The 26,351-nt window shown below is 41.5% G+C and carries 32 protein-coding genes and 1 riboswitch; of the genes, 10 read left to right on the top strand and 22 right to left on the bottom strand.

Translation table 11 applies throughout. The features are described from left to right. Positions 1–62 precede the first annotated feature (62 nt). Together ACRPI0_RS09590 and pepF are read left to right on the top strand one after the other, a co-directional pair. Entirely contained in the window at positions 63–512 is a 450-nt protein-coding gene (locus ACRPI0_RS09590) for a hypothetical protein (RefSeq protein WP_432352384.1), read from the top strand. Between the two features lie 90 nt (positions 513–602). Beyond that, positions 603–2,435, top strand: coding sequence for an oligoendopeptidase F (pepF, locus tag ACRPI0_RS09595; RefSeq protein ID WP_432352386.1), 1,833 nt, complete (start codon positions 603–605; stop codon positions 2,433–2,435). Positions 2,436–2,503: 68 nt separating this feature from the next. Here pepF and ACRPI0_RS09600 read toward each other — a convergent pair whose 3' ends face one another. The 3 genes from ACRPI0_RS09600 to ACRPI0_RS09610 all read right to left on the bottom strand — a co-directional run bounded on the left by ACRPI0_RS09600 (position 2,504) and on the right by ACRPI0_RS09610 (position 4,136). Further along, positions 2,504–2,944, bottom strand: coding sequence for a hypothetical protein (locus ACRPI0_RS09600; RefSeq protein WP_432352388.1), 441 nt, complete (start codon positions 2,942–2,944; stop codon positions 2,504–2,506). 10 nt (positions 2,945–2,954) lie between these two features. Continuing rightward, the gene (locus tag ACRPI0_RS09605; RefSeq protein WP_432352390.1) at positions 2,955–3,284 is read right to left on the bottom strand and encodes an ASCH domain-containing protein; all 330 of its coding nucleotides are present in this window, start codon (positions 3,282–3,284) and stop codon (positions 2,955–2,957) included. 72 nt (positions 3,285–3,356) lie between these two features. Continuing rightward, positions 3,357–4,136: a FixH family protein gene (locus ACRPI0_RS09610; RefSeq protein ID WP_432352392.1), complete on the bottom strand. Its 780-nt coding sequence runs from the start codon at positions 4,134–4,136 to the stop codon at positions 3,357–3,359. 173 nt (positions 4,137–4,309) lie between these two features. Between ACRPI0_RS09610 and ACRPI0_RS09615 the strand changes: the two genes are divergently transcribed. The 6 genes from ACRPI0_RS09615 (at position 4,310) to ACRPI0_RS09640 (ending at position 8,233) form a co-directional block, all read left to right on the top strand. Further along, the gene (locus ACRPI0_RS09615) at positions 4,310–4,981 is read left to right on the top strand and encodes a response regulator transcription factor (RefSeq protein WP_432352393.1); all 672 of its coding nucleotides are present in this window, start codon (positions 4,310–4,312) and stop codon (positions 4,979–4,981) included. A gap of 4 nt (positions 4,982–4,985) precedes the next feature. After that, complete coding sequence (locus tag ACRPI0_RS09620) at positions 4,986–6,401, top strand: sensor histidine kinase (RefSeq protein ID WP_432352395.1); 1,416 nt, start codon at positions 4,986–4,988, stop codon at positions 6,399–6,401. Further along, on the top strand, positions 6,398–6,967 hold the full coding sequence (locus ACRPI0_RS09625) for an SCO family protein (protein WP_432352397.1): 570 nt from the start codon (positions 6,398–6,400) through the stop codon (positions 6,965–6,967). Before ACRPI0_RS09620 ends, ACRPI0_RS09625 begins: the two co-directional genes overlap by 4 nt. An 18-nt stretch (positions 6,968–6,985) precedes the next feature. Further along, positions 6,986–7,285 carry a hypothetical protein gene (locus ACRPI0_RS09630; RefSeq protein WP_432352399.1) on the top strand — a complete coding sequence of 100 codons (300 nt, stop codon included), beginning with the start codon at positions 6,986–6,988 and terminating at the stop codon, positions 7,283–7,285. Positions 7,286–7,437: 152 nt separating this feature from the next. Further along, a complete protein-coding gene (locus ACRPI0_RS09635) occupies positions 7,438–7,758 on the top strand; it encodes a general stress protein (protein WP_432352401.1) in 321 nt (106 codons plus the stop codon). Positions 7,759–7,864: 106 nt separating this feature from the next. After that, positions 7,865–8,233 carry a hypothetical protein gene (locus ACRPI0_RS09640; protein WP_432352403.1) on the top strand — a complete coding sequence of 123 codons (369 nt, stop codon included), beginning with the start codon at positions 7,865–7,867 and terminating at the stop codon, positions 8,231–8,233. A 65-nt stretch (positions 8,234–8,298) separates the two neighbouring features. On the opposite strand, the gene rlmN is transcribed toward ACRPI0_RS09640, so the two are convergent. From rlmN to ACRPI0_RS09695, 11 genes are all read right to left on the bottom strand, one after another. Further along, entirely contained in the window at positions 8,299–9,363 is a 1,065-nt protein-coding gene (gene rlmN / locus ACRPI0_RS09645) for a 23S rRNA (adenine(2503)-C(2))-methyltransferase RlmN (protein WP_432352405.1), read from the bottom strand. A 115-nt stretch (positions 9,364–9,478) separates the two neighbouring features. Further along, positions 9,479–9,667: a hypothetical protein gene (locus ACRPI0_RS09650; protein ID WP_432352407.1), complete on the bottom strand. Its 189-nt coding sequence runs from the start codon at positions 9,665–9,667 to the stop codon at positions 9,479–9,481. A 3-nt stretch (positions 9,668–9,670) separates the two neighbouring features. After that, the gene (locus ACRPI0_RS09655) at positions 9,671–10,012 is read right to left on the bottom strand and encodes a zinc ribbon domain-containing protein YjdM (RefSeq protein WP_432355923.1); all 342 of its coding nucleotides are present in this window, start codon (positions 10,010–10,012) and stop codon (positions 9,671–9,673) included. A gap of 72 nt (positions 10,013–10,084) precedes the next feature. After that, positions 10,085–11,170, bottom strand: a complete 1,086-nt coding sequence (gene hisC / locus ACRPI0_RS09660; RefSeq protein ID WP_432352409.1) for a histidinol-phosphate transaminase — start codon at positions 11,168–11,170, stop codon at positions 10,085–10,087. Continuing rightward, positions 11,163–11,795 (bottom strand): bifunctional phosphoribosyl-AMP cyclohydrolase/phosphoribosyl-ATP diphosphatase HisIE, encoded by a 633-nt coding sequence (gene hisIE / locus ACRPI0_RS09665; protein ID WP_432352411.1) that lies wholly within the window; start codon positions 11,793–11,795, stop codon positions 11,163–11,165. The genes hisC and hisIE overlap by 8 nt, the downstream gene beginning before the upstream one ends. Next, complete coding sequence (gene hisF, locus ACRPI0_RS09670; protein ID WP_432352413.1) at positions 11,785–12,537, bottom strand: imidazole glycerol phosphate synthase subunit HisF; 753 nt, start codon at positions 12,535–12,537, stop codon at positions 11,785–11,787. The genes hisIE and hisF overlap by 11 nt, the downstream gene beginning before the upstream one ends. Continuing rightward, positions 12,516–13,247, bottom strand: a complete 732-nt coding sequence (hisA, locus tag ACRPI0_RS09675; RefSeq protein ID WP_432352415.1) for a 1-(5-phosphoribosyl)-5-[(5-phosphoribosylamino)methylideneamino]imidazole-4-carboxamide isomerase — start codon at positions 13,245–13,247, stop codon at positions 12,516–12,518. Before hisA ends, hisF begins: the two co-directional genes overlap by 22 nt. A gap of 22 nt (positions 13,248–13,269) precedes the next feature. Next, on the bottom strand, positions 13,270–13,851 hold the full coding sequence (gene hisB, locus ACRPI0_RS09680) for an imidazoleglycerol-phosphate dehydratase HisB (RefSeq protein WP_432352417.1): 582 nt from the start codon (positions 13,849–13,851) through the stop codon (positions 13,270–13,272). A 12-nt stretch (positions 13,852–13,863) separates the two neighbouring features. Then, on the bottom strand, positions 13,864–15,126 hold the full coding sequence (hisD, locus tag ACRPI0_RS09685; protein WP_432352419.1) for a histidinol dehydrogenase: 1,263 nt from the start codon (positions 15,124–15,126) through the stop codon (positions 13,864–13,866). Next, positions 15,104–15,757: an ATP phosphoribosyltransferase gene (hisG, locus tag ACRPI0_RS09690; RefSeq protein ID WP_432352421.1), complete on the bottom strand. Its 654-nt coding sequence runs from the start codon at positions 15,755–15,757 to the stop codon at positions 15,104–15,106. Before hisG ends, hisD begins: the two co-directional genes overlap by 23 nt. 19 nt (positions 15,758–15,776) lie before the next feature. Then, the gene (locus ACRPI0_RS09695; protein ID WP_432352423.1) at positions 15,777–16,730 is read right to left on the bottom strand and encodes an ATP phosphoribosyltransferase regulatory subunit; all 954 of its coding nucleotides are present in this window, start codon (positions 16,728–16,730) and stop codon (positions 15,777–15,779) included. A 99-nt stretch (positions 16,731–16,829) separates the two neighbouring features. Between ACRPI0_RS09695 and ACRPI0_RS09700 the strand changes: the two genes are divergently transcribed. Further along, a complete protein-coding gene (locus tag ACRPI0_RS09700) occupies positions 16,830–17,630 on the top strand; it encodes a histidinol-phosphatase HisJ family protein (protein ID WP_432352425.1) in 801 nt (266 codons plus the stop codon). A 121-nt stretch (positions 17,631–17,751) separates the two neighbouring features. Here the strand turns inward: ACRPI0_RS09700 and ACRPI0_RS09705 are convergent, their stop codons facing one another. The 3 genes from ACRPI0_RS09705 to ACRPI0_RS09715 form a co-directional block, all read right to left on the bottom strand. Continuing rightward, positions 17,752–18,963: an argininosuccinate synthase gene (locus ACRPI0_RS09705; protein WP_432352427.1), complete on the bottom strand. Its 1,212-nt coding sequence runs from the start codon at positions 18,961–18,963 to the stop codon at positions 17,752–17,754. Positions 18,964–19,157: 194 nt separating this feature from the next. Continuing rightward, entirely contained in the window at positions 19,158–20,540 is a 1,383-nt protein-coding gene (gene gdhA, locus ACRPI0_RS09710; RefSeq protein ID WP_432352429.1) for an NADP-specific glutamate dehydrogenase, read from the bottom strand. Positions 20,541–20,686: 146 nt separating this feature from the next. Further along, positions 20,687–21,970 carry a glycosyl hydrolase family 18 protein gene (locus ACRPI0_RS09715; protein ID WP_432352430.1) on the bottom strand — a complete coding sequence of 428 codons (1,284 nt, stop codon included), beginning with the start codon at positions 21,968–21,970 and terminating at the stop codon, positions 20,687–20,689. A 148-nt stretch (positions 21,971–22,118) separates the two neighbouring features. Here ACRPI0_RS09715 and ACRPI0_RS09720 point away from each other — a divergent pair, with 148 nt between their 5' ends. Beyond that, positions 22,119–22,751, top strand: coding sequence for a spore coat protein (locus tag ACRPI0_RS09720; protein WP_432352431.1), 633 nt, complete (start codon positions 22,119–22,121; stop codon positions 22,749–22,751). A gap of 54 nt (positions 22,752–22,805) precedes the next feature. Here the strand turns inward: ACRPI0_RS09720 and ACRPI0_RS09725 are convergent, their stop codons facing one another. The 5 genes from ACRPI0_RS09725 to metA all read right to left on the bottom strand — a co-directional run bounded on the left by ACRPI0_RS09725 (position 22,806) and on the right by metA (position 26,107). Beyond that, a complete protein-coding gene (locus ACRPI0_RS09725) occupies positions 22,806–23,702 on the bottom strand; it encodes an RluA family pseudouridine synthase (protein ID WP_432352433.1) in 897 nt (298 codons plus the stop codon). 57 nt (positions 23,703–23,759) lie between these two features. Then, complete coding sequence (locus ACRPI0_RS09730) at positions 23,760–24,074, bottom strand: DMT family transporter (protein ID WP_432355924.1); 315 nt, start codon at positions 24,072–24,074, stop codon at positions 23,760–23,762. A gap of 1 nt (position 24,075) precedes the next feature. Next, complete coding sequence (locus ACRPI0_RS09735) at positions 24,076–24,426, bottom strand: DMT family transporter (protein ID WP_432352435.1); 351 nt, start codon at positions 24,424–24,426, stop codon at positions 24,076–24,078. A 91-nt stretch (positions 24,427–24,517) separates the two neighbouring features. After that, on the bottom strand, positions 24,518–25,099 hold the full coding sequence (locus ACRPI0_RS09740) for a TetR family transcriptional regulator (RefSeq protein ID WP_432352437.1): 582 nt from the start codon (positions 25,097–25,099) through the stop codon (positions 24,518–24,520). 99 nt (positions 25,100–25,198) lie between these two features. After that, a complete protein-coding gene (gene metA / locus ACRPI0_RS09745) occupies positions 25,199–26,107 on the bottom strand; it encodes a homoserine O-acetyltransferase MetA (protein WP_432352439.1) in 909 nt (302 codons plus the stop codon). A gap of 78 nt (positions 26,108–26,185) precedes the next feature. Then, a riboswitch (SAM riboswitch) is annotated at positions 26,186–26,291 on the bottom strand. Between the last annotated feature and the right edge of the window lie 60 nt (positions 26,292–26,351).

Consider the following 26,351-nt stretch of genomic DNA (forward strand, 5'->3'; position numbering starts at 1 on the left):
AATACCATCTGATCATAAACTTGCGTATACTACACTAACGAATAAGTAAGGAGGTCGCTTCTATGAAAATACGCGGATTTCTACTAACTTTGCTACTCATCGGTGGGGCTTTCGCCATGATACAGTCCATGAATGAATACTCAACAAAAAAATTCTCTGAAGTGCTACAGGTGTCCGAAGAGCATGTCGTGCAACTAATTTTCACGAAACCTTCGTCCACTGGATTGACCCCACCTGCCTGGGTGTCATCTGACAAGAACCAAATAGCAAGCCTTTTAGAGTTTTTAAGCAGTTATGAATTACAAAAAAAAGAATCACAAGAAGTACTAGATGAACTGAATTTCAATCAGTTCACGATAAGCCTTGAGGATAATGAAGAAAATCTAGTCACTATTATGGTTGAAGATAATTTAATTGTTACACAAACAGGTGAACAATATAAACTACTTGATGGACCGTTAGATACGGATTGGATGATAGAATTTATCCTAACAAGCTATTCTCCTTCTTAAGTCATTTTACCCCTTCTAATGTTTGTACATTTCACTCTATTTGTTTTATACTGAAAACAGTTCGCATCACGAAATAAAGGAGAGAGTTTATTGGTTAAACAACTACCACAACGGTCACAAGTCGATCAAGAAGAAACATGGAATTTGGACGATTTGTTCCCTTCAAAAGAAGCCTATCAAAACGCATTAGAAACACTACAAACAGAAGTATCCGAATTTGAACAGAAGTTTCAAGGTAAAATCGAAACCGCAGACGATATCGTAGCTGTTCTTAAAGACTACGAAGCAATCTACCTACAACTCATTCCTCTTGGAACTTACACTAGTCTCGCAGTGAGTGTGGACCAAACAAACGATGAGGCACAAATGCTCGATAGCCATTTCGGATCAGTTTCCGCCAAAGTCGGCAGCCAACTATCCTTTGTAACGAGTGAATTGTTGGAACGTCCTGAAGTAGTATTGCAGGAAGCAATGGAAAAATCCGATGAGTATAGTCATTACTTGAAAGAATTGATTCGTGAAAAGCAGTATCGTCTTCATCCCGAAGCCGAAAAAGCGCTAGCTGCGTATTCATCAGCTTTCGATGCTCCATACGGTTTGTACAATACGACAAAAATGGTGGACATGGATTTCCCTGATTTCATTGTTGACGGAAATGCCTTCCCACTTAGTTATGTATCATTTGAAGGAGGCTGGGAGGCTGAACCCGATACTAAAAAGCGTCGCGCAGCATTCGAAGCCTTTTCTTCAAAGCTTCGCGATTACCAGCATACAACGGCTAAAACGTATGATTCTCATCTACAGCTAGAAAAAATCACTGCTGATTTACGCGGGTATGATAGCGTAATCGACTATTTGTTATTCGATCAAGAAGTCGATCAGTCCATGTACCACCGTCAGATTGACCTGATCACAAAAGAACTGGCTCCTCATATGAGAAAATACGCAAAACTTCTACAAGACGTGCATGGACTCGATCGTATGACGTTTGCAGACTTAAAAATTCCGTTAGATGCTAGTTATGAACCAAAAATCACTGTTGAAGAATCCAAGAAATATATTAACGATGCCTTATCTATTATGGGACCTGATTATTTGGATATGGTGAAACGTTCATATGATGAGCGCTGGACGGATTTTGCACAAAACAAAGGTAAATCGACCGGAGCTTTTTGCTCAAGTCCTTATGGAACACACCCGTATATCTTAATTTCTTGGACAGGTAGCATGGAAGACGTTTTTGTCCTTGCTCATGAACTTGGACATGCGGGGCACTTCTATAACGCACACAAACATCAAAATGCATTCAATTCCCGTCCATCGACGTATTTCGTCGAAGCTCCATCTACTATGAATGAAATGCTCGTTGCCAATCATTTGCTTTCTAACTCTGAGGACTTAAAGTTCAAGCGTTGGGTCATTTCTTCCATTATTTCACGGACGTATTACCATAACTTTGTAACTCATCTGTTAGAAGCAGCGTATCAACGAAAAGTTTATGAGAAAATCGATGCTGGCGGCAGTGTCAACGCATCCGTTTTAAATGAACTGAAACGCGGTGTACTTGAAGAGTTCTGGGGAGAGTCCGTAGAAATCAATGAAGGTGCTGAACTTACTTGGATGCGTCAACCTCATTACTATATGGGTCTATACCCGTACACTTATAGTGCTGGACTTACGATCTCGACGGAAGTTGCTAAGCGCGTGTTGAACGAAGGGCAACCTGCAGTCGACGATTGGATTAAAGTCTTGCAAGCAGGCGGTACGAAAACACCTGCAGAACTCTCTAAAATGGCTGGCGTTGATATTACAACGGACGAACCGTTGCGTAATACAATTGCATATATCGGGGATCTTATCGACCAGCTTGTTCAACTCACAGAAGAAATCAATGCAGAAGCTGAAGTACAAACAAGTAAATAAGTTGTTACATTAAATATAAAAAAGCAGAGACTCGTTTTTGAGTCTCTGCTTTTTATATGGTTTTCTTTTCACCAAAATGAAGGTTTCACAACCATCAGATAGAGCATAATAACAAGTAGTCCTATGTAGCGCCATGACGTGTTTTTCAACTTTTTTAATAGAATGTCCCGATTCTCCGGTTCCTTCGGAAAACGATTAAGTACGGTTGAAAACCCACTTGCTAAGAAGACGATCGATAACATCATCAACCCTAGTGTCACGATGACCCAAGAAGTATACCAAGGCCATGGTCCTATCAAAATCAGAATCACACCAGAAACCACTAGAACGTGTCCCGCATGCATCACAAAACGTGTAGTCCATTTGAATAGAGACAACAACGTCGTTTGTTCCACTGAAGAACCTTTTTGTATACGTGAAATAATAGGAAATAACAGAAATAGCGGACCTACTGAACCAACTGCTGACAGCACATGAAGGAATACGATACCTGTATAGAACCATTGCATAGTACAGCCATCAATTCTTTACGGGAGTAAACTCATGCACCCATACTTTCATTGTTGGAACCCATTTCATACCTGCGTGCATATCGAGAATGGATTGCTTATATGCATCCAAGTTTTCAAATCCTTCTTGCTTGGCATGGTCTTCAGTCACTTCACCTAAAGTTTGTTGGTACAAAGATTCTACTTTAAATTGTTGACCTTGTAATTCCATGACTTCGCCAGGGTAGGCATAGACGCCATTTCTGCGAGTCGCTGTTTTTTTGCCTTCTAACACTTTTTCTACATCTTCTGGTACTGTAACTAGTCGCTCAACTGAGCATGTTTTTTCTGGATAATCCATTCTAACTCCCCCATTTCATCAAGTACTTTCATTATATACGTATTATGATGAAATTTCGATGGATACACCCTCTTATTCTGAAATCGTTAGTGTATGCGTCTCGTGTTCGTGCAAGCCTGTATCATTTTCGACATGAACGGTAACACTTGCAGTGCCACTCTCATCGAACGGTACTTCCCCCATATATTCGCCCGCTTTGTCTTCTGTAAGCGTCACCCATTGCGCTTTATCCGCTTGGTCATTGATAACTACTTCAAGGCGGACACGTGCTTGTTCAAGGGCTTTCTCATCTTGCTGTAAGTGCACCATCATCATAGCAGGTTCATTCATCTTGATGTTTTCAGGTTCCATGAAGTGCATCGAGAACCCTACTGTTTGACCGTGATGACCGTGATGCTCATGAGCTTCTGTACTTTCCTCGCTCACAGCTGTTTGGGTCTCTCCTTTTCCGATTGTAATTTGCTTCATCGGCATTGTGTGCATATCTCGCGCTGTAACGTGTACTTGTACGTGGTATACACCGTCGTTTTCGAATGTTGCATCTGCTTCATACAAACCATCCGTCTTCTGATTGGACTTGACCATCCAACTCTCTTCTTTCTTGCCTTCTTGCCATATTTCATATTCAACATCATTGGCATCCGTAACTTTCTCATCACCTTGCGTAACAGCTGCAGCTAAGTGTACCAATTCGCCTGCCTCTCCCGTTTCAGGAACAGTCACCTCTACTGCAATTGGTACTACCATTTCGTCCTCAGTAGATGCATTCTTATTTGCTTCATCATTCTGTCCACAACCAGTAGCTAATAATGCGATGAGTGCTGTACTTACCACTAACTGTCTTTTCTTCAATGTAGTCCACTCCTTTTTACTTAACGATTTCGTTTGTTTCAAGTATGATTACGGTATGAGACCTATTGTACTAGGTAAATTCGAAGGAACTATGAAGTCTGAACACTTCATGGAATGTTCACTGCTTTTTGAGAAACTGGATAGATAATCGACTTATGAAATGAGGAAGCTAAATGATTCCCTACACAATAATGGTAATCGATGATGAGGAAGAAATGAGAAAGATGATCCGGACTTTTCTAGAAAAAGATGGTTATCGTGTTGTGGAAGCAACAGATGGTGTACACGCACTGTCATTACTCCATGACGTACGAGTAGATCTTTGCTTAGCAGATGTCATGATGCCTTATATGGACGGTTTCCTATTTGCACAAGAAGTGAAGCGCACAATCGACTTACCGATTATCTTCTTGTCTGCAAAAGGCGACGAATTGGATAAAATCAAAGGACTTAAGCATGGCGATGACTATATTGTGAAGCCGTTTTTACCAGGTGAACTCCTTGCGAGGGTCGCTTCCGTCCTGCGTAGATCCTATCAACGTAAAGATATGCACAGTGCACTGACATTTGGTGCGCTTGAAATCGATAAAGACGCACATCGTGCAACGGTCAATGGCAAAGCATTGTCGCTAACCTTAAAAGAGTTTGGAATATTATATGTTCTTGCTAAACATTCAGGACGAGTCTATTCACGAGATGAGCTTTTACAAATTGTTTGGGGAGACGATCATGAGAGCAGTGTTCGAACGGTTGACACACATATTAAAACACTTCGTTTAAAGCTTGGTGATGAGGGACAAAAAATTGAAACTGTTTGGGGTATTGGCTATAAATTCGAGGTGTGAATGATTGAAACTGACATTAAGTAAAAAAATCCTATCGCTGTTTTTCTTGAGCCTTGCGTTCACCATACTATTTTCATTTTTTTTCATTCATTTTCTTTATTCGAAATTGTATTTGGAGAGTATTGAAGAATCTATTGTCTATCAAGGAAAGCGCACAGCTGCCCACTATCATTTCGGAGAACTAAGTGATGATATTATAGAAAAGATTCAATGGTACAACGTTGTTTCTGAATACGAAATTATTGTTGTGGATCGACTCGATGACTTATCTTCATACTTCCCTTATCAAGTGAACTATGAAAAGTTAGTCGATAGTACGGACCGTAAAACGCTAGAAAAAGGTTCATATGTATTAAAAAAAGGTTACGTGGAAGAGTTGAATCGAGAAATTCTTGGCGCGATTTTTCCAATTCGTGGTAAAGACTCTTTAATCGGGTTCATTTACATTTATGTACCTCTTGCTGCTATCCAAGATGTGTTTAAAGAAAGTATTCCTTTACTTATCGCTGCAGGGTCAGGATTCTTTGTAATTCTTTTCTTGCTCATTAATCAGGTCTGGAGGTCACTCTTCAGCCCTCTCAGAAAGTTAGAAGGACTGGCATCAAACATTTCTCACGGAGACTATTCAGGTCGCGTAGACACCAATCGCTCAGACGAAATCGGACAGTTAGCACGAGCCTTCAATACAATGAGTTCGTCCCTCGAGGCTCAAGAAGAGCGAAAACGTGAATTCACAAGTAATTTAGCCCATGAAATGCGAACCCCACTCACCTATATCAGTGGGTATACCCATGCGTTGCAACAAAACACCGACTCCACGAGTCCAAATCCAGAAGCCAAAAACTATCTAAATACGATTGAGAAAGAAACGGCGAGATTGAGTAAATTGATTAATGACTTAACCGACTTGAACCATCTGCAAGAAGGATTATTCACTGTCGATGAACAGCCGATCGTTGTTGCTCAATTACTTGTTGATACCATCGACTTATTCCGGATTCGCTTTTCATCCCGTTCAATCCAGTTAAAACTTGAGCTGGAAGAGGATTTAATTATCCTTGGGGACCCTGATCGTATCCAACAAGTTTTTTATAATACAATTGACAATGCAGTGAAGTATGTATCTGAAGGCGGAACCATCCAAATTCGTTTGCATGTGAAAACAAGAGTAGTTCGTTATGTAGTGCAAAACGACGGACTCACGATTTCCGAAGAGGATTTAAGCCGTATGGGAGAACGATTCTTCCGAACTGACAAAGCACGGACGAGGACGACAGGTGGTACAGGCCTTGGTCTCTCAATTGTAAAAGAAATCGTTCGGTTGCATCACGGTACATTTGCGATGGATAGCAACCCTACAACAGGTACCATTGTCACCATTGATTTACCTTTGTTCACTGATGAGGAGGAGACAACATGAAAGGTATTCCATTCGTTTCTATAATGATTCTCTTGCTTGTCCTACTCTCCTCCTGTTCATCCAGTCCGCCACCTGGTCGCGACATTTCCACCTTCACCTTCAAGGATCAGCAAGGTGAACCGTTCGGTTACAAGCAATTGGAGGATACCGTGTGGATTGCGGATTTTATATTTACGAATTGTGAAACAGTTTGTCCACCCATGACTTCAGAAATGGCGTCTTTGCAAGAAGAGTTCAAGAAAAACAAGTTGGATGTGGAATTTGTATCGTTTACAGCAGATCCAGATGTAGATACGCCTGAAATACTAAAAACGTATGCGACTCAGTACACAGATGACCAAACCAATTGGCACTTCTTATCCGGTTATTCTGCTCAGGAAATCACAGAGTTTGCCCGTGAGAATTTCCAGTCAATCATACAAAAGCCAAAGACTTCCGACCAAGTTATACATGGAACAAACTTTTACCTAGTGGCTAAAAATGGTAAGCTTGTGAGTGAATTTAATTACGTGGATGAAGATTATGTACATGATTTACTTGAAACGGTGAAAGACTATACCAACTAACAATTTAGGAGGGTTTTTTTGGACTCAGAAGCAATTGCTACCTTGTCCTATACAATGTCCCATAAATCTGTCGGCTGGATTGAACAGACGGTGACGACGGCAAACTGCACACTTGCGTTGCACGAGAATAAAATTGTTTCCAAGCAAAGTTCATTTCCAATTAGTGCTGTCCACGACTGTTCTTATAGGCCTTTTTCAGATGGAACATGCTTATTCTATCTTCATACGAACCAAGGCGTTCGCTCGTTCCATGTAAATGTAGACCCGACCTTTTTCTTGAAGTCATTCCGTCGTCTACGTGGCGATTTATATCTTTAATACTCTCCCTCCTCTTTAGTGTTTAATAGTTGTTTCAATGCGGATTTTCAATTGATTGTTTAACTTAGTTGGAATGATGGTATACAAACATTAGAGCGATAAAGAAACAATTATTAATATGTAATAGCAATTACTAATTGGAGGGATTCACAATGGTAGAAAAATTTTATGTAGAAAACGCGGTACAAGCAAAGGCAAAAGTAGATGAGCTCGAAGCAAAAGGTTATACTCATGACGAAATTTATGTTTTCGCACATGACAAGAAACGCGGAGACCATATTACAGATGCATTGGATACAGAAAAAGCTGGTATGAAAGAACAAGGCTTCCTCGATTCAATGAAAAACATGTTCAGCTCTCGTGGAGATGAACTTCGCAGCAAAATGCACGGTGCCGGTCTTTCTGAAGAAGACGCAGCAGCTGCAGAGAGCGAACTTGACAAAGGCAAGCTTGTAGTTATCGCTAACAAATAATAATTAGCTAGTAGTCAGCACAACCTCGTTCACGAGGTTGTGCTTTTTTGTTGTGCAGAGAAATCGTTTTTTCGGTATGATGGTGGATGGAAAGCAGGTGCTGTCTTTGGAACGTCACTTAGGGAAAATTGGATTGTTTACAGGACTGACTACACTCGTACTGTTTATCGTTGGTGTGCGGACGATAGGTGGAGTTGAATTAGGATGGAAAAATTATTTAGCCTTTTCGGTATTTGGATTGACCGTTGGCTTAATTGCATTATTGTTGTTATTCTACAAGCTACGCATCGCATTTTGGTTCTTCATGGTCGGCATGGTCATTAGTTTCGAAGAGTTTTTCAGGAGTATTCTCACGATAGATGGAGAACTTGGCCAATCCATCGCAGTACTTTCAATTTACATCTTCTCCTCCTTTAGTTTAGGAGTAGGCTTAATTGTCCAATTCATCGTCATCCTTTTACGGAAAAATAAATAATCGAAACAAAAAGCAGAACGAGGAAGAATATTCTTCCTCGTTCTGCTTTTCAATTATTAATAAACTTATACCGCTTTTTCTTTTTTGATTTGCTTACTACGTAACTGTCCGCAAGCCGCATCGATATCAGTACCTTGCTCCATGCGTACTCCACAATTAATGCCCTTTTTCTTAAGTGTCTCATAGAACTTCTTAATATTCGCAGTCTCACTTCTCGTGTACTGGTCATGTTCATCGACCGGATTATAAGGAATTAAGTTAACATAAGCCAAGTGGCGTTTGTTGTAGAGTAATTTAGCAAGTTGCTCTGCTTCAGCCACGTGATCATTCACATCATTCAACAGAATGTACTCGAATGTGATCCGACGATTTGTTGTTTCTAAGTAATAGTCAATCGCATCCATCAATTTTTCAATTGGATAGGCTCGGTTGATTTTCATAATACGTGTACGCAACTCGTTATTCGGTGCATGCAACGAAACCGCCAAATTGATTTGGATATTTTCATCTGCGAAGTCACGTATTTTTGGTGTTAACCCACTAGTTGAAACTGTAATGTGGCGTGCACCGATCATTAATCCTTTTTGATCATTGACGACACGCAAGAAGTCCATCAAGTTATCATAGTTATCGAACGGCTCTCCGATTCCCATTACAACGATATGGCTTACACGTTCTTCGTTGCCCTTCATATCCAAGTGATGTTGGACGTTCATGATTTGCTCGACGATTTCCCCAGCGTTCAAATCTCGGTTTTTCTTCAATAGTCCACTTGCACAGAAACTACATCCGATATTACAACCGACTTGAGTAGTTACGCAAACAGAATGACCGTACGGAAATTTCATTAATACCGTTTCAATCAAGTTCCCGTCTTGCATTTTGAAAAGGAATTTAATTGTACCGTCTTCAGACTCTTGTTTCACTTCTTGCTCTAAAGATTGAATAACAAACTGCTCTTCAAGTAAGTTAACGCAGTCGCTGTTGATGTTTTTCATCTCAGAAAACTGTGTTACCCGCTTTTTATACAACCAATCCCATATTTGAGCAGCACGGAATTTCTTTTGTCCATTTTCTATGAGCCAAGCCGATAGTTGTTCAAATGTTAGACCATATATTGATTTTTTCATTAGACATCCTCATTTCAGATAATACATTTCATCCGTCCATTGTACAGGATATTTCGAGTAGAAACAACAGGAGTGCATTTAAAAAACGCCCACTCTAAGATAGAGTGGGCGTTTTTCATTTATTTTTTTTTACTTTTTTCTCGATATTCAGCTTCGTGACAAAAGCTACAAGATTAAGCATGGCTACAACAACCAATAGAATAGCAACGCCCGTATGCCCTTCTGCATATCGGTTCCATGCAAAATATCCAAGAAGTATAGCAAAAATGATATCTACTGTTTTAGAGTTAAATAAATTCATCATCGATTAACCCTTCTTAACGAATTCGGATTTCAATTTCATAGCACCGAATCCTGTAATTTTACAATCAATGTTATGATCGCCTTCTACTAGGCGAATGCCTTTAACTTTTGTCCCGATTTTAAGGACAGAAGAACTGCCTTTCACTTTCAAGTCTTTAATGACCGTAATGGTATCTCCATCTTGAAGAAGATTGCCATTTGCATCTTTAACTTCCAACTCTTCGGTTTTAGTGACTTCCTCACCTGCTGTCCACTCATAAGCGCACTCTGGACATACTAGCTGTAACCCGTCTTCATACGTATACGTTGATCCACATTGAGGACAATTCGGTAATTGTTCTGTCATCATTATTCCCCCATTCTCTATATGATTCCACTATACCAAAGAAAACGTGATGGAGAGAACTAAATTAAGTTGTCAGTATGCCGTACTCTTGTTAGTCCATGCATCGACCGCAACAAATAATTGCTGAAAGAACAGTTCCATCTCTTTATCGGTCCCAATCGTCACGCGGAGCCATTCTTCAGTCTCCGGCTTCTGGAAATGTCGCACTAGAATCTGTTTATTCCTTAAGATTTTATGCAATTGTCTAGCTGGGATTTCGGGGTGATGAACGAATAAGAAGTTCGCAGCAGAGGGCAAGACAGTGAATCCAATAGATTTGAACACTTTTTTAGACTGTTCTCGGGTTCTGATGATTGCTTGGACAGTGTCTTTGAAATACTCTTCATCCTTTACAGAAGCGATTCCAGCGGTTAACGCTAACTGATCAATCGTATAAGAATTGAATGAGTTCTTAATGCGATTCAACGCATCAATCATAGATACCGATCCGATTGCATAGCCGATACGGAGTCCAGCTAACGAGCGCGATTTAGACATTGTCCGTGTAATCAGCACATTTTCAAAACTCGATAGTAAGGAAATTGCCGATTGTCCTCCAAAATCGATATATGCTTCATCTATAATGACGACACGACCTTGGTTTTCTTTTACGATTCGTTCAACCGATTGAAGTGGTGATACAATCCCCGTCGGTGCGTTTGGATTCGGAAAGATGACTCCCCCCTCCGATTTAGATAATGCTTCTACGTCCAATGTAAAGTTTTTACACAGTGGAACACATGTATAAGGAATATTAAAGAGTGCAGCATACGTCGGATAAAACGAATATGTGATTTTCGGGAACAGAATCGGCTTGCTAGTTGAAAAGAAAGCCATGAACGCAAAAGCCAAGACTTCATCCGAACCATTTCCAATAAAAATCTGCTCTGCTGTGACTTCATGAAAATCCGCAAGCGTTTGTCTAAGTTCTTGAGGGTCCGCTTCTGGATATTTACGCAAATCTGATGATAGCGCTTGTTGCAATGCTTCAAATACACGAGGACTAGGAGGATAAGGATTTTCATTCGTGTTCAATTTTATGCAATCCAAGCCAGTCGCTTGCTCACCGGGTTGGTAGGGCTCTGTCCGATTGGCCATTTCACTCCATAACTCATTCACTACCCTCACTCCTAACTAGACTTCGTGACTTCAGCACAGCTTTTACATCATCAATGGATAGACCGAGTTCTTCCATTAGTACAAGAACGTGATACGTGAGGTCCGCTAGCTCATTCGCTATTTCTTCAAGATCGTTATTCTTTGCTCCAATAACCACTTCTGTCGTTTCTTCACCGACTTTTTTCAGAATTTTATCGATTCCTTCGCGGAAAAGATAGGTTGTATAGGACCCTTCTTTAGGATTCTGTTTTCGTTGTTGGATCTGCTCAGCAACTTGTTGGATGATGGTCCGTTCGTTTCTGATATCACTCAAATCTGTCCGAGCGAAACAAGTTTCCGTTCCTAAATGACAAGAAGGTCCTGCGGGCTCAACCTGGATAAGCAGTGTGTCTCGATCGCAATCGACATCTAACTGCTTAACGAGCTGTTTGTTTCCTGACGTTGCTCCTTTGTTCCATAGTTCGTTACGGGAGCGGCTGTAAAACCACGTTTCCCCTGTTTCCACCGTTTTTTGAAGAGATTCCGTGTTCATGTAAGCAAGCATTAAAACGTCACCGGTTTTCGCATCTTGGATAATCGTAGGCACTAATCCATCGCTGTTAAATCGAACGTCATCACTTTTCATTCAGCGCACCCCTTGCTGCTTGTCGTAAATCCAATAACGAGACGATCCCAAAGTGTAAGACGGATGCAACGAGTGCAGATTGTGCATTTGTTTTTTCAAACACCTCTGTTATATCCGCAGCACTTCCTGCACCTCCACTTGCAACAACTGGAATTGTGACAGCATCTGCTACTAATTTAGTAAGCTCAAGATTGTATCCATTCCTCATCCCATCTTCGTCGATACAATTCAAAACGATTTCGCCTGCACCAAGTTGCTCACCCTTTTTTGCCCATTCCAGCGCATCCAGACCTGTATCTTCCATACCTGCTTTTGCAAACACTGTCCACTGCCTAGATTCAGACTGACTGACATCCATGGACAACATGATCCTACTAGAGCCATATCGTTCCGAGGCTTCACGCAGTAAATCGGAATTTTTTAATGCCCCACTATTGATCGATACTTTATCAGCACCTGCTTCGATAGCAAGTTGGACATCAGATAACGTTTGTATTCCTCCACCTACGATGAAAGGGATTTCAACGCTTTCTCCAATCTGGCGAATTAAATCTAGAAACATGCCGCGCTGTTGTACAGACGCAGAGATATCGTAAAATACTAATTCATCCGCACCTTCGGATTCATATTTCTTCGCAAGCTCCATCGGATCCGCGAGTTCTTTTACATCTTGAAACTTCTTGCCTTTTACCACACGACGATTATCAATATCCAGACACGCTATAATTTTTCGGTTTGCCATTTTAGTCCCTCCATCATTTCCTCGAATTTTGTTTCATTTTCATAGATTGCTTTACCGACTATCGCTCCATAATAGGCCTGTTTTTGAAGTTTCTGCACATCATCAACAGATGTTACTCCCCCTGAAGCGATAATATTTATACCGGTTTCGCTCTGTACCGTTTGAAGTTCTTCAAAGTTCGGACCTGCGAGCATCCCGTCTTTTGCGATATCTGTATAGATGATTGTTTGAACACCTGCTGATACGAGTTTCTTTACGAGTGAAGAGACATCGGTTAAAGAATCTTCTGTCCATCCAGCTATAGTTGGTTTCCCGTTTTTAGCATCTACGGATACGGCAATTCTATCACCGTATGTGGAAAGCGCTTGTTGAAGTAAATCTGGATCATTGATGGCAGCAGTACCAAGAATGATCCGTTCAATACCACACGTTAAATACGTTTCAATCGTTTCTATGGAGCGGATTCCGCCACCTACTTGAATCGGTAGTTGTAGCGCTGAAGCTAACTCGATGATCGCTTCCTGATTGCTGGAGCTACCAGTTTTTGCACCATCCAGATCGACTACGTGTAGCCAATCTGCACCTTGTGCTTTCCAGCGCTTGCCGACTTCAAGCGGTGAATCATGATAGATGGTTTCCTGATTGAAATCCCCCTGTACTAAACGGACACATTTCCCGTTTTGAATATCGATTGCTGGAAACAAAATCATTCTATCCCTCCTCCTTCATCTTCTATAGAATCCCTTTTGTCGATGGTATTCCTTGTCGATCATTTTTAGTAACTGCAATTCGAATAGCGCGTCCAAACGCTTTATAGATTGATTCCACCATATGGTGACTATTTTTCCCATACTGTAAATTTATATGTAGCGTTACACCCGCATGTCGGGTAAAGGCTAGAAAGAACTCTTCAACGAGCTCCGTATCGAATGCACCGATCTTTTCTTTTAACCCTGCGACGTTGTACACAAGAAACGACCTCCCGCTTATATCCATTGATACAGTTGCCAAGGCTTCATCCATTGGAACTGTGACAGATGCATACCGTTCAATGCTTTCTTTTGTGCCTAAAGCTTCCTTGAACGCAGTACCTAGTGCAATACCGATGTCTTCTACACTGTGATGTTGGTCTGTTTCAAGATCCCCATTACACGCCACCTCTAAATCGAGTCCTCCATGCATCGTCGTCAATACGAGCATATGGTCGAGAAACCCTACACCGGATTGGATTGTGCTTGTTCCTACGCCATCTAGATTTAACGTCAGCGCGATTTCCGTTTCGGCCGTCTTACGTTCAATTGTCGAAGTCCTCAATCGATATACCTCCTATTTTCTAACTCGTATTGCCTGAGCGTGTCCCGTCAATTGCTCTGTTTGTGCAAGTTCAATAATCGAATCGGCTACGCTCTTTAACGCACTTTCGTTATAGCGGATAACACTTGTTTTCTTTATGAAATCATAAACACCGAGTGGCGATGAAAACTTGGCTGTACCGCTCGTCGGTAATGTATGGTTCGGACCCGCCATGTAATCTCCGAGGGCTTCGGGTGAGTAGGGACCGAGGAATATTGCACCAGCGTTATGAATGTCTTCCAGCATTCGTTCGGGATCTTCAGTCATAATTTCTAAGTGCTCCGGAGCCAGTTCATTGATAAGCGCTACCGCTTCTTCATCAGATTCCACTACAGCAATCCATCCATTTTCTTCAATCGACTTCTGAGCGATATCTCTGCGGTCTAATTGCTCAAGTTGTCTCCATACTTCCTCTGACAACGCTTGTGCATATTGGAGAGATGGTGCAATGCAGCAAGCAGAAGCATCTTCGTCATGCTCTGCCTGAGCGAGTAAATCAGCCGCTGCATAAGCTAGATTCGTTTGAGCATCCGCCCAAATACAAACCTCACTAGGTCCAGCAATCATATCGATAGAGACTTTCCCGAATACGAGTTTCTTTGCACATGCAACATAGGCATTCCCTGGACCCGTAATTTTGTAGACAGGTTGGATAGATTCCGTCCCGTACGCAAGCGCAGCAATCGCTTGTGCCCCTCCTACTTTGTAGATTTCATCGACCCCACATAAATCCGCTGCGACAAGAACCGCTGCATGTATGGAACCGTTCTTTTCAGGAGGAGTCGTCAAGACAAGCCGCTTCACACCTGCAATCTTTGCTGGAATTGCATTCATTAACACAGTCGATGGATACGAAGCCTTTCCACCCGGAATGTAAATCCCAGCGGATGCGAGCGGGCGTACGTGTTGGCCAAGCAGAACACCCGGTTCAGGCTCGATTTGCCAACTCTCTTCTTTTTGGTATTGATGGAATCGGTGTATTCGTTCTTTCGCTTCCTTAAGTGCTCGTAGCAACGAAGACGGAATCTTTTCGTACGCATCGTTAATCTCTTGTTTAGCAACGCGGAGTTCTGTCAGCTTCACGCCATCGAATTGTTCAGTGAGCGCTAAAAGTTCTGCATCTTTGAACTGTTGCACCCGATCAATAATCGTTTTGACAGCTGGCTCAACGGATGAGACGGTAGATTGCCGCGCAAGTCTTTTCTCAATTTCTTTACGATTTGTAATAATTTGCACGGCGTTCCTCCACTCCTTTTTTCAACAGGTCGATACAACTTTGAACCACTTCCGTTCTCGTTGCATAACTAGCTTTATTAACAATAACTCGAGTACTCACTTTTGCGATTTCTCGTAAGATCACTAATCCGTTATCCCGAAGTGTCGAACCAGTTTCAACAATATCGACAATAACATCAGACAATCCTACTATCGGAGCAAGTTCAATCGATCCATTTAATCGACTAATATCTGTCCGAATGCCTAACTTTTCGAAATAGGCTTTTGCAATAGCAGGATATTTTGTAGCGACACTCAGTGATTTTGTGTCCACTGGAAAGCTTTCAGGAAAACCAGCAACGACAAGCTGACAACTCCCAAACTCTAAGTCTTGCAGCTCATAGACATCTTTTCCGTTTTCCATAATCGTATCTTTTCCAACGATTCCGATATCCGCTGCTCCTTTTTCTACATATGTAGGAACGTCTGCGGCTTTGACAAATAACAGTTGGTACGAATTATCCATGCTACTAATCATCAATTTCCGTTCATCAAAAAGCGTATCAGGAAATGCAATGCCGCCTTGGGATAATAGATCTCTCGCTTTTTCGGCAATCCTTCCTTTTGCAACTGCGATTTTTATGGGCTCCATTGTCTGTCATTCCCTTCCTTCAACTCGGCTTTGAATTTTTCGTTGTAAAAATCGCTTCAACGTCACATGCAAACCCAACTGCTGGGAGATGCACACCGAAGTTTTTACTAACATCATCGTAGCGTCCTCCCATTAGTAACGGCTTGCCAATCGCTGTACTGAATCCTTGAAACTGGATGCCAGAATAGTAATCCATGTCATTGACCATTCCTAGGTCTACTGTGACTTGCTCTCCATACCCGAATGCGACCACTCGTTCATAGACAGCTTGTATATGCTGGAGAATCGCTGTAATGCGTTCATTCAACGGATTGTCTTGAACTCGTTTCAATACAGATTCACACCCCCCATAGGAGAAAACAATTTGACGTAGTTTATCTTTCAGATCTTCCCGTACTCCTTTTTCAAGTAAGAACTGTTCAAACTCACTAAAGTTCTTCATTTGAATAAGAGCTCTCACTTGCAGTTGTTCTATTACAGTTAACTTTAGAATTTGATTCATTTCCTGAAGGATTCCTGCGTGACCCAGTTCAACTTTAAATTCAGTGACTCCTAATTCAGTGAGGGCTAGACACGCAAGACCAATGACTTCTGCATCATGCTCTACCGATTCTGTACCGAACAATTCGATGCCGGCTTGTCTCCGTTCTGTCGGCATTACATAGTCGGATGTTTTCCTGTAGACGGACTGTACATAAAAGCACCGTATTTCTTCATCTAGCTTCTCGTATGTTTTTGATAGTTCCCGCATCAGGGGAATTGTGACATCAGGCCGTAATACAAGAATGTCCCCAGAAGAGTCGATGAGTTTCACTAAGTTTTTCCGGTCCCGTTCTGATTGTAAAGACGTATACGTTTCATAGGACTCTAATGTAGGTAAGTTAACTTCCTGATACCCTTTAGTGGAATAACATCTATTAAAGACGTCTCGTATTTCCTGATCTTGTTTTGCTGATAGAAATAGATTGATCAAACAAGCACCTCTTCCGCTTTATCGCTTTACTATGATGAAGTTATCTAGTACTATAAATAGATAATTAAGAAATGTCAACCAATAAGGAGATGAATAGATTTGTTCGACTATCATATGCATACAGCCTATTCTGCAGACTGCGAAGCTGCACCCGAAGAAATGGTTCGCGCTGCGATTCAAACTGGGCTTACTGAAATTTGTATTACAGATCATATCGATTATGAGTATCCAGATAAAAACTTCATTTTTGAATTCGACCAACACGCTTACAGAAATACAATTGAGGGATTGAATGATCGTTATGGAAGTGAAATTCGAGTGAAGCGCGGAGTGGAAGTTGGCATTCAACCACAAGTACTGAGTACCTGCACGACGTTAATACAAGAAGAAGCGTTCGATTTCATCATTTGTTCTATGCATACTGTAGAAAAAAGAGATCTCCACTTCGGTGCTATCTTTGAAGATCGAACAATCGACGAAGCTGTAGATGCTTATTATCAGGAGTTGCTACGTTGTGTGCGCAAGTTCGATGCGTTCAGTGTATTAGGGCACGTAGATCTCATTAAACGGTATTCTAAAGAAGTACCTTCAAGTAATTCTCATGACTGCCTTAAGGAAATTTTTTCAGAGATCATTCCACGCGGGAAAGGAATCGAAATTAATACATCCGGTGTCCGATACGGTTTACCTACAGCGATGCCTAGTACAGATATTTTAGAGTTGTATAAAGCATGCGGAGGAGAAATCCTAACAATTGGTTCAGATGCACACCGACCGACTGATGTCGGTTTTGATATACGTGAAAGCCTGAAACTCGCGTCAGATATGGGTTTCAGATTTGTTGCAACATACGACAAAAGGAAACCGCAATTCCACTCAATTGATCAGTTGCTGCGTTAAAAACAATCGAATAGCCTTGCTAGGATCAGTAGCTCTAGTTATTGGTCAGACAGAAATTTTATTATGTGTTTCTAGTTACCATACAGAAAAGGACCTTCCCGTCAGTGGGAAGGTCCTTCTATTACGCTTTAGTCGTTACAAGTTGCTTATTTACAGCTGCATGCACTTCGGTTGGCAATCCCCATAGCTTGATGAATCCAACGGCTGCTGCCTGATCGAATTCGTCATCCGATGTATAAGTCGCAAGCTTTTCATCGTAAAGTGAGTTGTCGGATTTACGGCCTTCTACAATCGCATGCCCTTTAAATAGCTTCACACGTACTGTTCCGTTCACAACTTGCTGTGTTTCTTTGATGAATGATTCCAATGCATTTCGTAGTGGTGAGAACCACAGACCGTTGTAGATTAGCTCGCTCAATTTTTGGGAAACAATTGGTTTGAAATGCGCTGTTTCTTTAACAAGCGTGATGTCTTCAAGCTCTTTATGCGCTTTTATCAGTGTTATTGCACCTGGGCATTCGTAAACTTCGCGTGATTTGATGCCGACGAGGCGATTTTCAACGTGGTCAATACGACCGACACCATGCTTTCCAGCAAGTTCATTCAAATGTAAAATCAACTCATCCAGCTCGAATGCTTTTCCGTCTAGACTAACTGGAACACCTTTCTTAAACGTGATCTCAACAACATCCGCTTGGTCTGGAGCATCTTCTATCGAAGCCGTGAGTCCATAAGCATCTTCAGGTGGCGCTGCCCAAGGATCTTCTAAAATCCCGCATTCATTACTACGGCCCCATAGGTTCTGGTCAATTGAATACGGACTATCTAACACGATAGGAACTGGAATATTATGCTCTTTCGCATAAGCGATTTCTTCTTCACGTGACCAACTCCACTCACGTACAGGAGCGATCACTTCCAATGTCGGATCTAACGCTTTGATACCTACTTCAAAACGAACCTGGTCGTTCCCTTTACCTGTGCAACCATGGGCTACGGCAATTGCATTTTCTTTATGTGCGACTTCTACAAGTTTTTTTGCAATAAGTGGGCGGGATAACGCAGAAATCAGTGGATACTTTTCTTCATAGAGCGTACGGGCTTGAAGGGCAAGAAGTGCATAATCTTGTGCAAACTCAGCTTTTGCGTCAATAACATAGCTTTCAATTGCACCAACTTGTAGAGCTTTCTGTTGAATGAAATCGAGATCTTTTCCTTCCCCTACATCCAGACAGCATGCAACCACTGCATATCCTTGCTCTGTCAACCATTGAACCGCAACTGATGTATCGAGTCCTCCTGAATAGGCTAGCACTACTTTTTTCTTCGTCATTATAAAAACCCCTCTCACCGTTTGTGTATCTTTATGCATTATAAAGTATATTTATAATAACATGTTGAAAAGTAAATGCAAGTGAAATATTAAATTATTTAAAAGATAGTGTATTTAATCATACCTAAAATTTATCATCATCAGTTTTTCCATAGTAAAAAGCACACCACCAAGGATGTGCTTCAAGTAACGCATTAACTTAATCCGTGTGCTGCCATAGCATCTGCAACTTTCAAAAAACCCGCAACGTTAGCACCCATAATGAGATTACCAGGTTTCCCGAAACGTTCCGCCGCATCTATACAGCTTTCGTAAATGGAGCGCATCACTACTTTGAGTCGCTCATCTACTTCTTCTGCTGTCCATTTCATTCGCATACTATTTTGCGACATTTCCATTGCTGAAACGGCTACACCACCTGCATTTGCCGCTTTGGCAGGCGCAAATAGAATCCCATGCTCTTGGAAAATAGTCAATGCTTCGTTGGTACACGGCATGTTGGCACCTTCTCCAACAGCAGTCACACCGTTCTTTATAAGAAGATGCGCACTCGCTTCATCTATCTCATTTTGCGTTGCACAAGGAAGTGCAATGTCGCACGGAATACTCCAAACGCCAGAACAATCCTCGACATAACGAGCTTCTGGATTGGTTTTAATGTATTCCTGGATTCTTTTATTTTCGACTTCCTTCAATCGTTTCACACAGTCTAAGTCGATACCTGATTCATCGACAATGTACCCTGATGAGTCACTGCATGCAATTACTTTTGCACCTAATTGCTGGGCTTTTTCCATCGCATAGATGGAAACATTTCCTGAACCGGAAACAATCACCGTTTTATCTTTTAGTGACATGTCATATTCCTTAAGCATCTCCTCTGTAAAATATACCGTTCCGTATCCTGTAGCTTCTTTACGGCCAAGACTTCCCCCATGACTCGGGTCTTTACCCGTGAGAACACCTGCTTCGTATCCACCTTTAAGTCGCTTATACTGACCAAAAAGGTATCCAATTTCACGCTTCCCAACACCGATATCCCCTGCTGGAACGTCAATATCCGGGCCGATGTGTCGACTCAACTCTGTCATGAAACTTTGACAAAAGCGCATGATTTCCCGATCCGACTTTCCCTTAGGATCAAAATCTGCGCCACCTTTACCAGCTCCAATCGGCTGGCCCGTTAATGCATTTTTAAATATCTGTTCAAATGCAAGGAACTTCATAATACTGCTGTTTACGGAAGGATGAAACCGAAGTCCACCTTTATACGGTCCGAGTTCACTACTGAACTGAACTCGATACCCTCTGTTCACATGCACTCTCCCAGTATCATCTTCCCACGCCACTCTGAACGTAACAATTCGCTCTGGTTCCGTCAATCGCTCTAAAATACCGCTTGTTATATATTCAGGATGCTGGGCAAACACTGGACGCAGTGAATCAAATATCTCACGTGTTGCTTGGAGAAATTCCGTTTCGTTGGCATTTCTTTTCTTCACTTGATCATACACTTGATGCACATAATCATTAGAACGTTGCTGTACATCAATATGCTCTACATTTAATTTCGTCATATAATTCCCCCTCCATGCCGACTACAAAACGTTGTATCAAACTAGTATACGCTATTTTTTATAATTTTGAAAATATGTTTAAATTCAAAAACAAAAACAGAGGGTGGTATTCCCTCTGTTTTTACTGTCTATATTCGCATGTTGTTTTACTTTTTTAAAATAGTGAAATTGTCTTCAAGCAGTAGCCAGTTTTGAGGAAATGCCAACCCTAACTTCCAATACATAATGCCTCGTAATCCATACTTTTTCAGCAAATCGAACTTAGCTTGAATGCTTCTGGCGTCTTCGAACCATACTTCATGTTGAATCCGTTTTTCATCAAAATAAGAGAAATGTGGTGCTTGTGAAATGGGATCGTATGAGATTGCTACATTTTCGCGAATCGCTAGCTCTGTTGCTTGTTTTGGACTTAATGCTTTTGCCGGAGGGCCACCTTGAGTTGGAAATGGCTTCTGCCAGTTATACCCGTATAAGTTTTGCCCTAAGAAAATCTTTGAACGTGGGATTTCCTGTACTGCATATTGAACTACCTTTTCTACCTGTGGCAACGGACTGACCGCTTGGGGTTCGCTGTACGTATACCCCCACTCATATGTCATGAGCGCGACAAAATCCACGATTTCTCCATGAGCCCTATAATCATGGGCTCCATATATTCCAGTTTTCACATCACTCACTTTAGGAGCAAGTGCGGTTGATAATGTTAGACCCGCTGGATGGAACTTATCTCTCGCTCTTCGCAAGAAAGCATTATATAGGTCCCGATCATCAGGGAATAACAACTCGAAATCGAAATGGATATCCCTGTACCCTTTCTGCTGAGCAACATCTAATATGGCTTTAAATAGTAAATCCTGTACCCCTGTACTCACAAAAATGTCATGCGCCAACTCCGCACTGAACCCGAAGTTCTCTAAGTTACTCACAACCATTGCATTCAAAGCACCGGCTTCGGTTGCAATCGTCGTCAAATTAGCTGTAGTGGGAGCTTTAAGTGTTCCATCTCTTTTGACTTCATAACTGAACATCGCTAAATACGTCAACGCATCTACACGCTTCTTTGTCTCTTGGATCATCACCTGACTGACAGGAGTTCTCGGTTCCACATACAACATACTTTGAATATTTTTTTTCGGACCTGGTGGGATATACAGTCTCTGTCCAACCGTTAAAGGCGCGGACAACGGAATGTTGTTCGTGGTGGCAAGTTCTGAAATCGTGATTCCTTCATCGCGAGCGATTTTGTAAAGAGTATCCCCTGACTTCACCCAATAATAACTTCCCGTTATCGGAATGACAAGCGCCTGACCCACCGCTAATTTACCCGACTCCAACAACTCATTGGCAGTAGCAATTTCCTGCCACTTAATTCCGTACAAGTTACCAATTGAAAATAAGCTTTGTCCTGGTTCAACGACATGTATTTGCATAACGATGCACACCTTTCCAAACGGATTCGTACATCATTGTATGACCGGTGTTGAGTGACTATTCCTGTTAGGATTTACTTAGGATAGAACAACACTTTGTGTCCATACTAAAAGGGAATGACCACTATCCCCATTAGGAGGAACTCTTTTGACATCCAATCCAAACGAAGCTACACATCAAAATATGCACACAGGCACTGTCCCCCCTAACATGAATCATGGCGGCCACGAACTTTTCGATGTCCATGAAGTCTTGTCCAGTACGATAGGTTCTCTTAACCAAGCGATTTTACTTCGCCCTCACGTAAAAGATCCTGAGTTACTTGATATCTTAGATCGTCAATACCGATTCACCTTGGACGAATACAACATCACTGTTGAATGTTTTAAATCAGGACACGATCCTTCCCATGCCACAAAGAGTTATCAAATGAAGGAAGGCAATGATTTCATTTATGGAATGAAACCTGGACAACCGAAAAAACCGATGATGAACGCATCTGAAATCACCGATGAAATCATATCAGGGTTTTTGTTGGGATCAACAAAGGCCGGCGCTTCCATGAAATCAATGGCCGCATGTGAAGTCTGTAATCCTGTAGTTCGCAGAGTACTCGCGGATTCTGTCCCGAATTGCATCGAAATGGCGTATGAGTTAGCCATTTATCAGAACAAACATCATTATTACCAAGTTCCTCAGCTCGCGTCTCAAGATATGACTGAGCTGTTAAATGCCTTCGCTCCTGCACAAGGGCAACCAGGAATGCCACCCTTGCAATAACATAAAGGTTTTCTAATAATAAAATAACCGGAAGCGCTTATTGGGCGCTTTCGGTTATTTCGATTTGTTATAAAAAGCCGATGGAGCATCTGAAATGAAAGTATGTTGTTCTTTTGTTATCGGATGAATAATAATGAGCTTAACGGCATGAAGCCCCAATCGTTTAATCGGATTGGTTGTAGCGCCGTATTTCTTATCCCCAACGACAGGGTGTCCGATTTCTTCCATATGCACACGAATTTGGTTTTTACGTCCCGTTTCCAAGCTGAGTTCAAGCAATGAAAACTGTGCACTCGCTTGAAGGCGTTTGTATCGAGTAATCGCCTTTTGACCCCCATTATCTGTCGGGTTTGAATAGACTTTAAATGTTCTCGTTTCTCTCAACCAAGAAACGATTTCGCCAGTCTCTGCTCTCACCTTACCTTCAACTAACGCAACATAACCACGTTCTTGAACAGATTCTTCCCAATTGTCCTGAAGTAACTTTTTCACTTCTTCCGTCTTGGCAAATAACATGACACCCGACGTTTCGCGATCTAGCCGGTGGACGATGTATACCCGATTGCTGCGGTTCGCTTTCTTTACATATGTGGATAACTCACTGAATGCAGTCGTTTCCTTTTTGTCCTTAGCAGCCATCGATAGCAGACCTGCTTCTTTGTCGATAACGATGATTGAATCATCTTCATACATAATTGAAAGTCCTGTCAGTTCACTATCATTTTTTGCTGCTTGATTTGTCATAATTTCAACGCGGTCTCCCGCTTTCAACACACGATCGTGTTTTGTTGTGGGTTCTCCGTTAACAGAAACTTGCCCACGAGAGAGAATCCCTTTTACAGCATTTCGACTTTTAGGCACAGCCTGTAACAAAAAAGGAAGTAATGGTTGTTCTTCTTGTACCTTATATTCTGACGCTAGTGGTGTAGTTTGTTTTGAGTTAGTTCGCATAGTCACGTCTCCTTATTTCTTCATTATGCGCAACATTCCTCGAAATATCAACCTGATTTAAGACAATGCTTTCAGTCCGATGACTCCAATGATGATTAGCGCTAAACTACCAATCCTTGCTAAACTTTTGGATTCACCGAAAAAGATCATATTCAAGAGAACTGCACCAGCAGTCCCAATTCCTATCCAGACAGCGTAGGCCGTGCTCACTTGGAGATATTTGAACGATGTATATAAGAATACGAACGATAAACCAAAGCCTCCTAAGAACAAAATGCCTGTAGGAATGGTCTTCTTTTTGCTATATTTGTTGAGTCCGACTACCCCTGCAAATTCAAATGATGCTGCTAATGCTACAAATAACCAGCCCATATTAACGATTCCCTTCTGCTGTTGCCTGTTTTTCATCATGACCATCTGCGAGTTTTAGTCCGACAACACCAATCACTAACACCGCAATGAAGAAAATCTTACCGCCACTCAACGTTTGACCAAAGAAGAATACATCCATTAACGCTGTCCCGATAGTTCCAATTGCTGCAAATACCGCATATACAGTACCGGTTGGTAATGTTTCACATGCTTTAGATAGGAAATGGAAATCCACAAATATAAAGAGAACAATTGGAATCCAATGCCACCAAACAGACGCCACATTAAATCCGAAGATCCATACAAGTTCAAAAAAACTGGTTGCTGCTACATATAGCCATTCTTTTTTCATATTATTACTCCTTCTGATATGACTGACTGTCATTCATTCCGTTCAGTAAAGGCATCGACAGAGCAGCTGTGCTCGTCGATGTACCGTTCTCTTAGTTTGAATAACCTAACGCATACGTTAAGAATACTAGTGTTTCTCGCTTTTGCTCGGTTGCACGAATTTCTTGATCCACTTCTTCATCGTATAGATAAATTTGTTCAGCAGCTGATTCCGTCAATCCGATTATAAGTTTTGCTAGCTGATCAGGATGACTGTCCGTGCGGATTGCTCCTGTTTTCTGTCCCTTCTCCACAATTGTGCTTACCCACTGATACATCGGTGCATAGACACTTTCCCACTCTTTTAAGTGCTCAGTTGACGCAAGTCCTGAGTAAATCATCGCTTGAATTTCATGATGTTCTTTGTTGACCGCGAAAATCGCATCTACAAATTGCTCCATTTGTTCTTCGAAGGATGCTGTTTCTTCTACCGCCTCAATTACTGATTTCAATGTAAGCTGTACCATCACTTCAGCAATAGCAGGCATCAATGAGAGTTTAGAGGGAAAGTATAAATAAAACGTGCCTTGAGCAATCCCAGCAGATTTAACAATATGAGAGACTGTAGTTTTTTCCACGCCATTTTCAGTAAATACTTGAATCGCAGATTGAACAATTTTTTCTTTCTTGTTCATAACAGATCCCTCCAAATGACTGACTGTCATTCATTATAGGCTACTCCACTGAAAACTGCAAGGTTTCCAGCTGGATCGTTTATTTCTGATACTAATACTTTATTTCCACACAAATGGAGTCTGTTGGTAAACATAATAATTTAACCAATTCGAAAACAACAGATGAGTGTGAGAGCGCCACGTATTCGGTGGATTCGATGAACTATCATCGTTTGGAAAATAGTTTTGAGGAACTTCAATTTCGAGTCCTTTTGCTACGTCTCTATCATATTCTTCTCCCAACGTGCCTGCATCGTATTCCAAATGGCCAGTGATCATAATATTTTTGGCGTCGTTAGATAGAACGATGAAAGGACCGACTTCATCTGAATAAGCGAGTGTTGTTAACGCATTATGGGCTTCAATCTCTTCACCAGACACGCCAGTATGCCGTGAGTGCGGGGCTGGAAATAGGTCATTGAATCCGCGTGCGAGATTCACAGTCGGATCCGTCACGATGTGGTCGAAAATGCCAAAGCATTTCGATGACAGAGAATGCTTATTTACGCCATAGTAATGATAGAGTGCTGCTTGTGCTCCCCAACAAATATGCATTGAGGACGTGACGTGTTTTGTTGCCCAGTCCAATATTTCTTGCATCTCTTCCCAGTATTCTACCTGTTCGAATTCCATTTGTTCAACAGGCGCTCCCGTTACAATCATTCCATCGAATCGTTCGCTCTTCACTTGTGGAAACGTCTTATAAAATGTATCCAGATGATTTTTACTGACATTCTTTGATACATACGTTTCAGTATGAAGAAAAGTCACATCTACTTGTAAAGGAGTATTTCCAAGCAATCGAAGAAGTTGTAATTCTGTCTTCTCTTTTTGTGGCATCAAATTGACGACAAGAATGCGTAGCGGACGTATGTCCTGTGAGGTTGCACGTTCTTCATCCATTACAAATATTTTTTCTTTCTTTAATAGTTCTCCTGCGGGTAATGCTTTCGGTATTGTTATCGGCAATGGTTTCCACTCCTATTCAGCCCATCAAAAAACTTCCGCTTTCTCCGAAAGAGAAAGTGGAAGTTAGTCGTTCTGTTCCTCTTATCTCTCAAGACAAAGTCTTGTGGAAGTAGCACCTTCCTGATTGGTTCAGGGGTTGCTGAAGTCTCATCGGGCCATTTCCCTCAACTTCTCTTGATAAGTATATTTAATTACTGAACAGTATACCATTTCTAAGTTATTTGTATAGTGAGACTTCAACTTA

Origin of the sequence: Sporosarcina sp. A2, assembly GCF_050858885.1 — a bacterium.
Lineage (GTDB): Bacteria > Bacillota > Bacilli > Bacillales_A > Planococcaceae > Sporosarcina.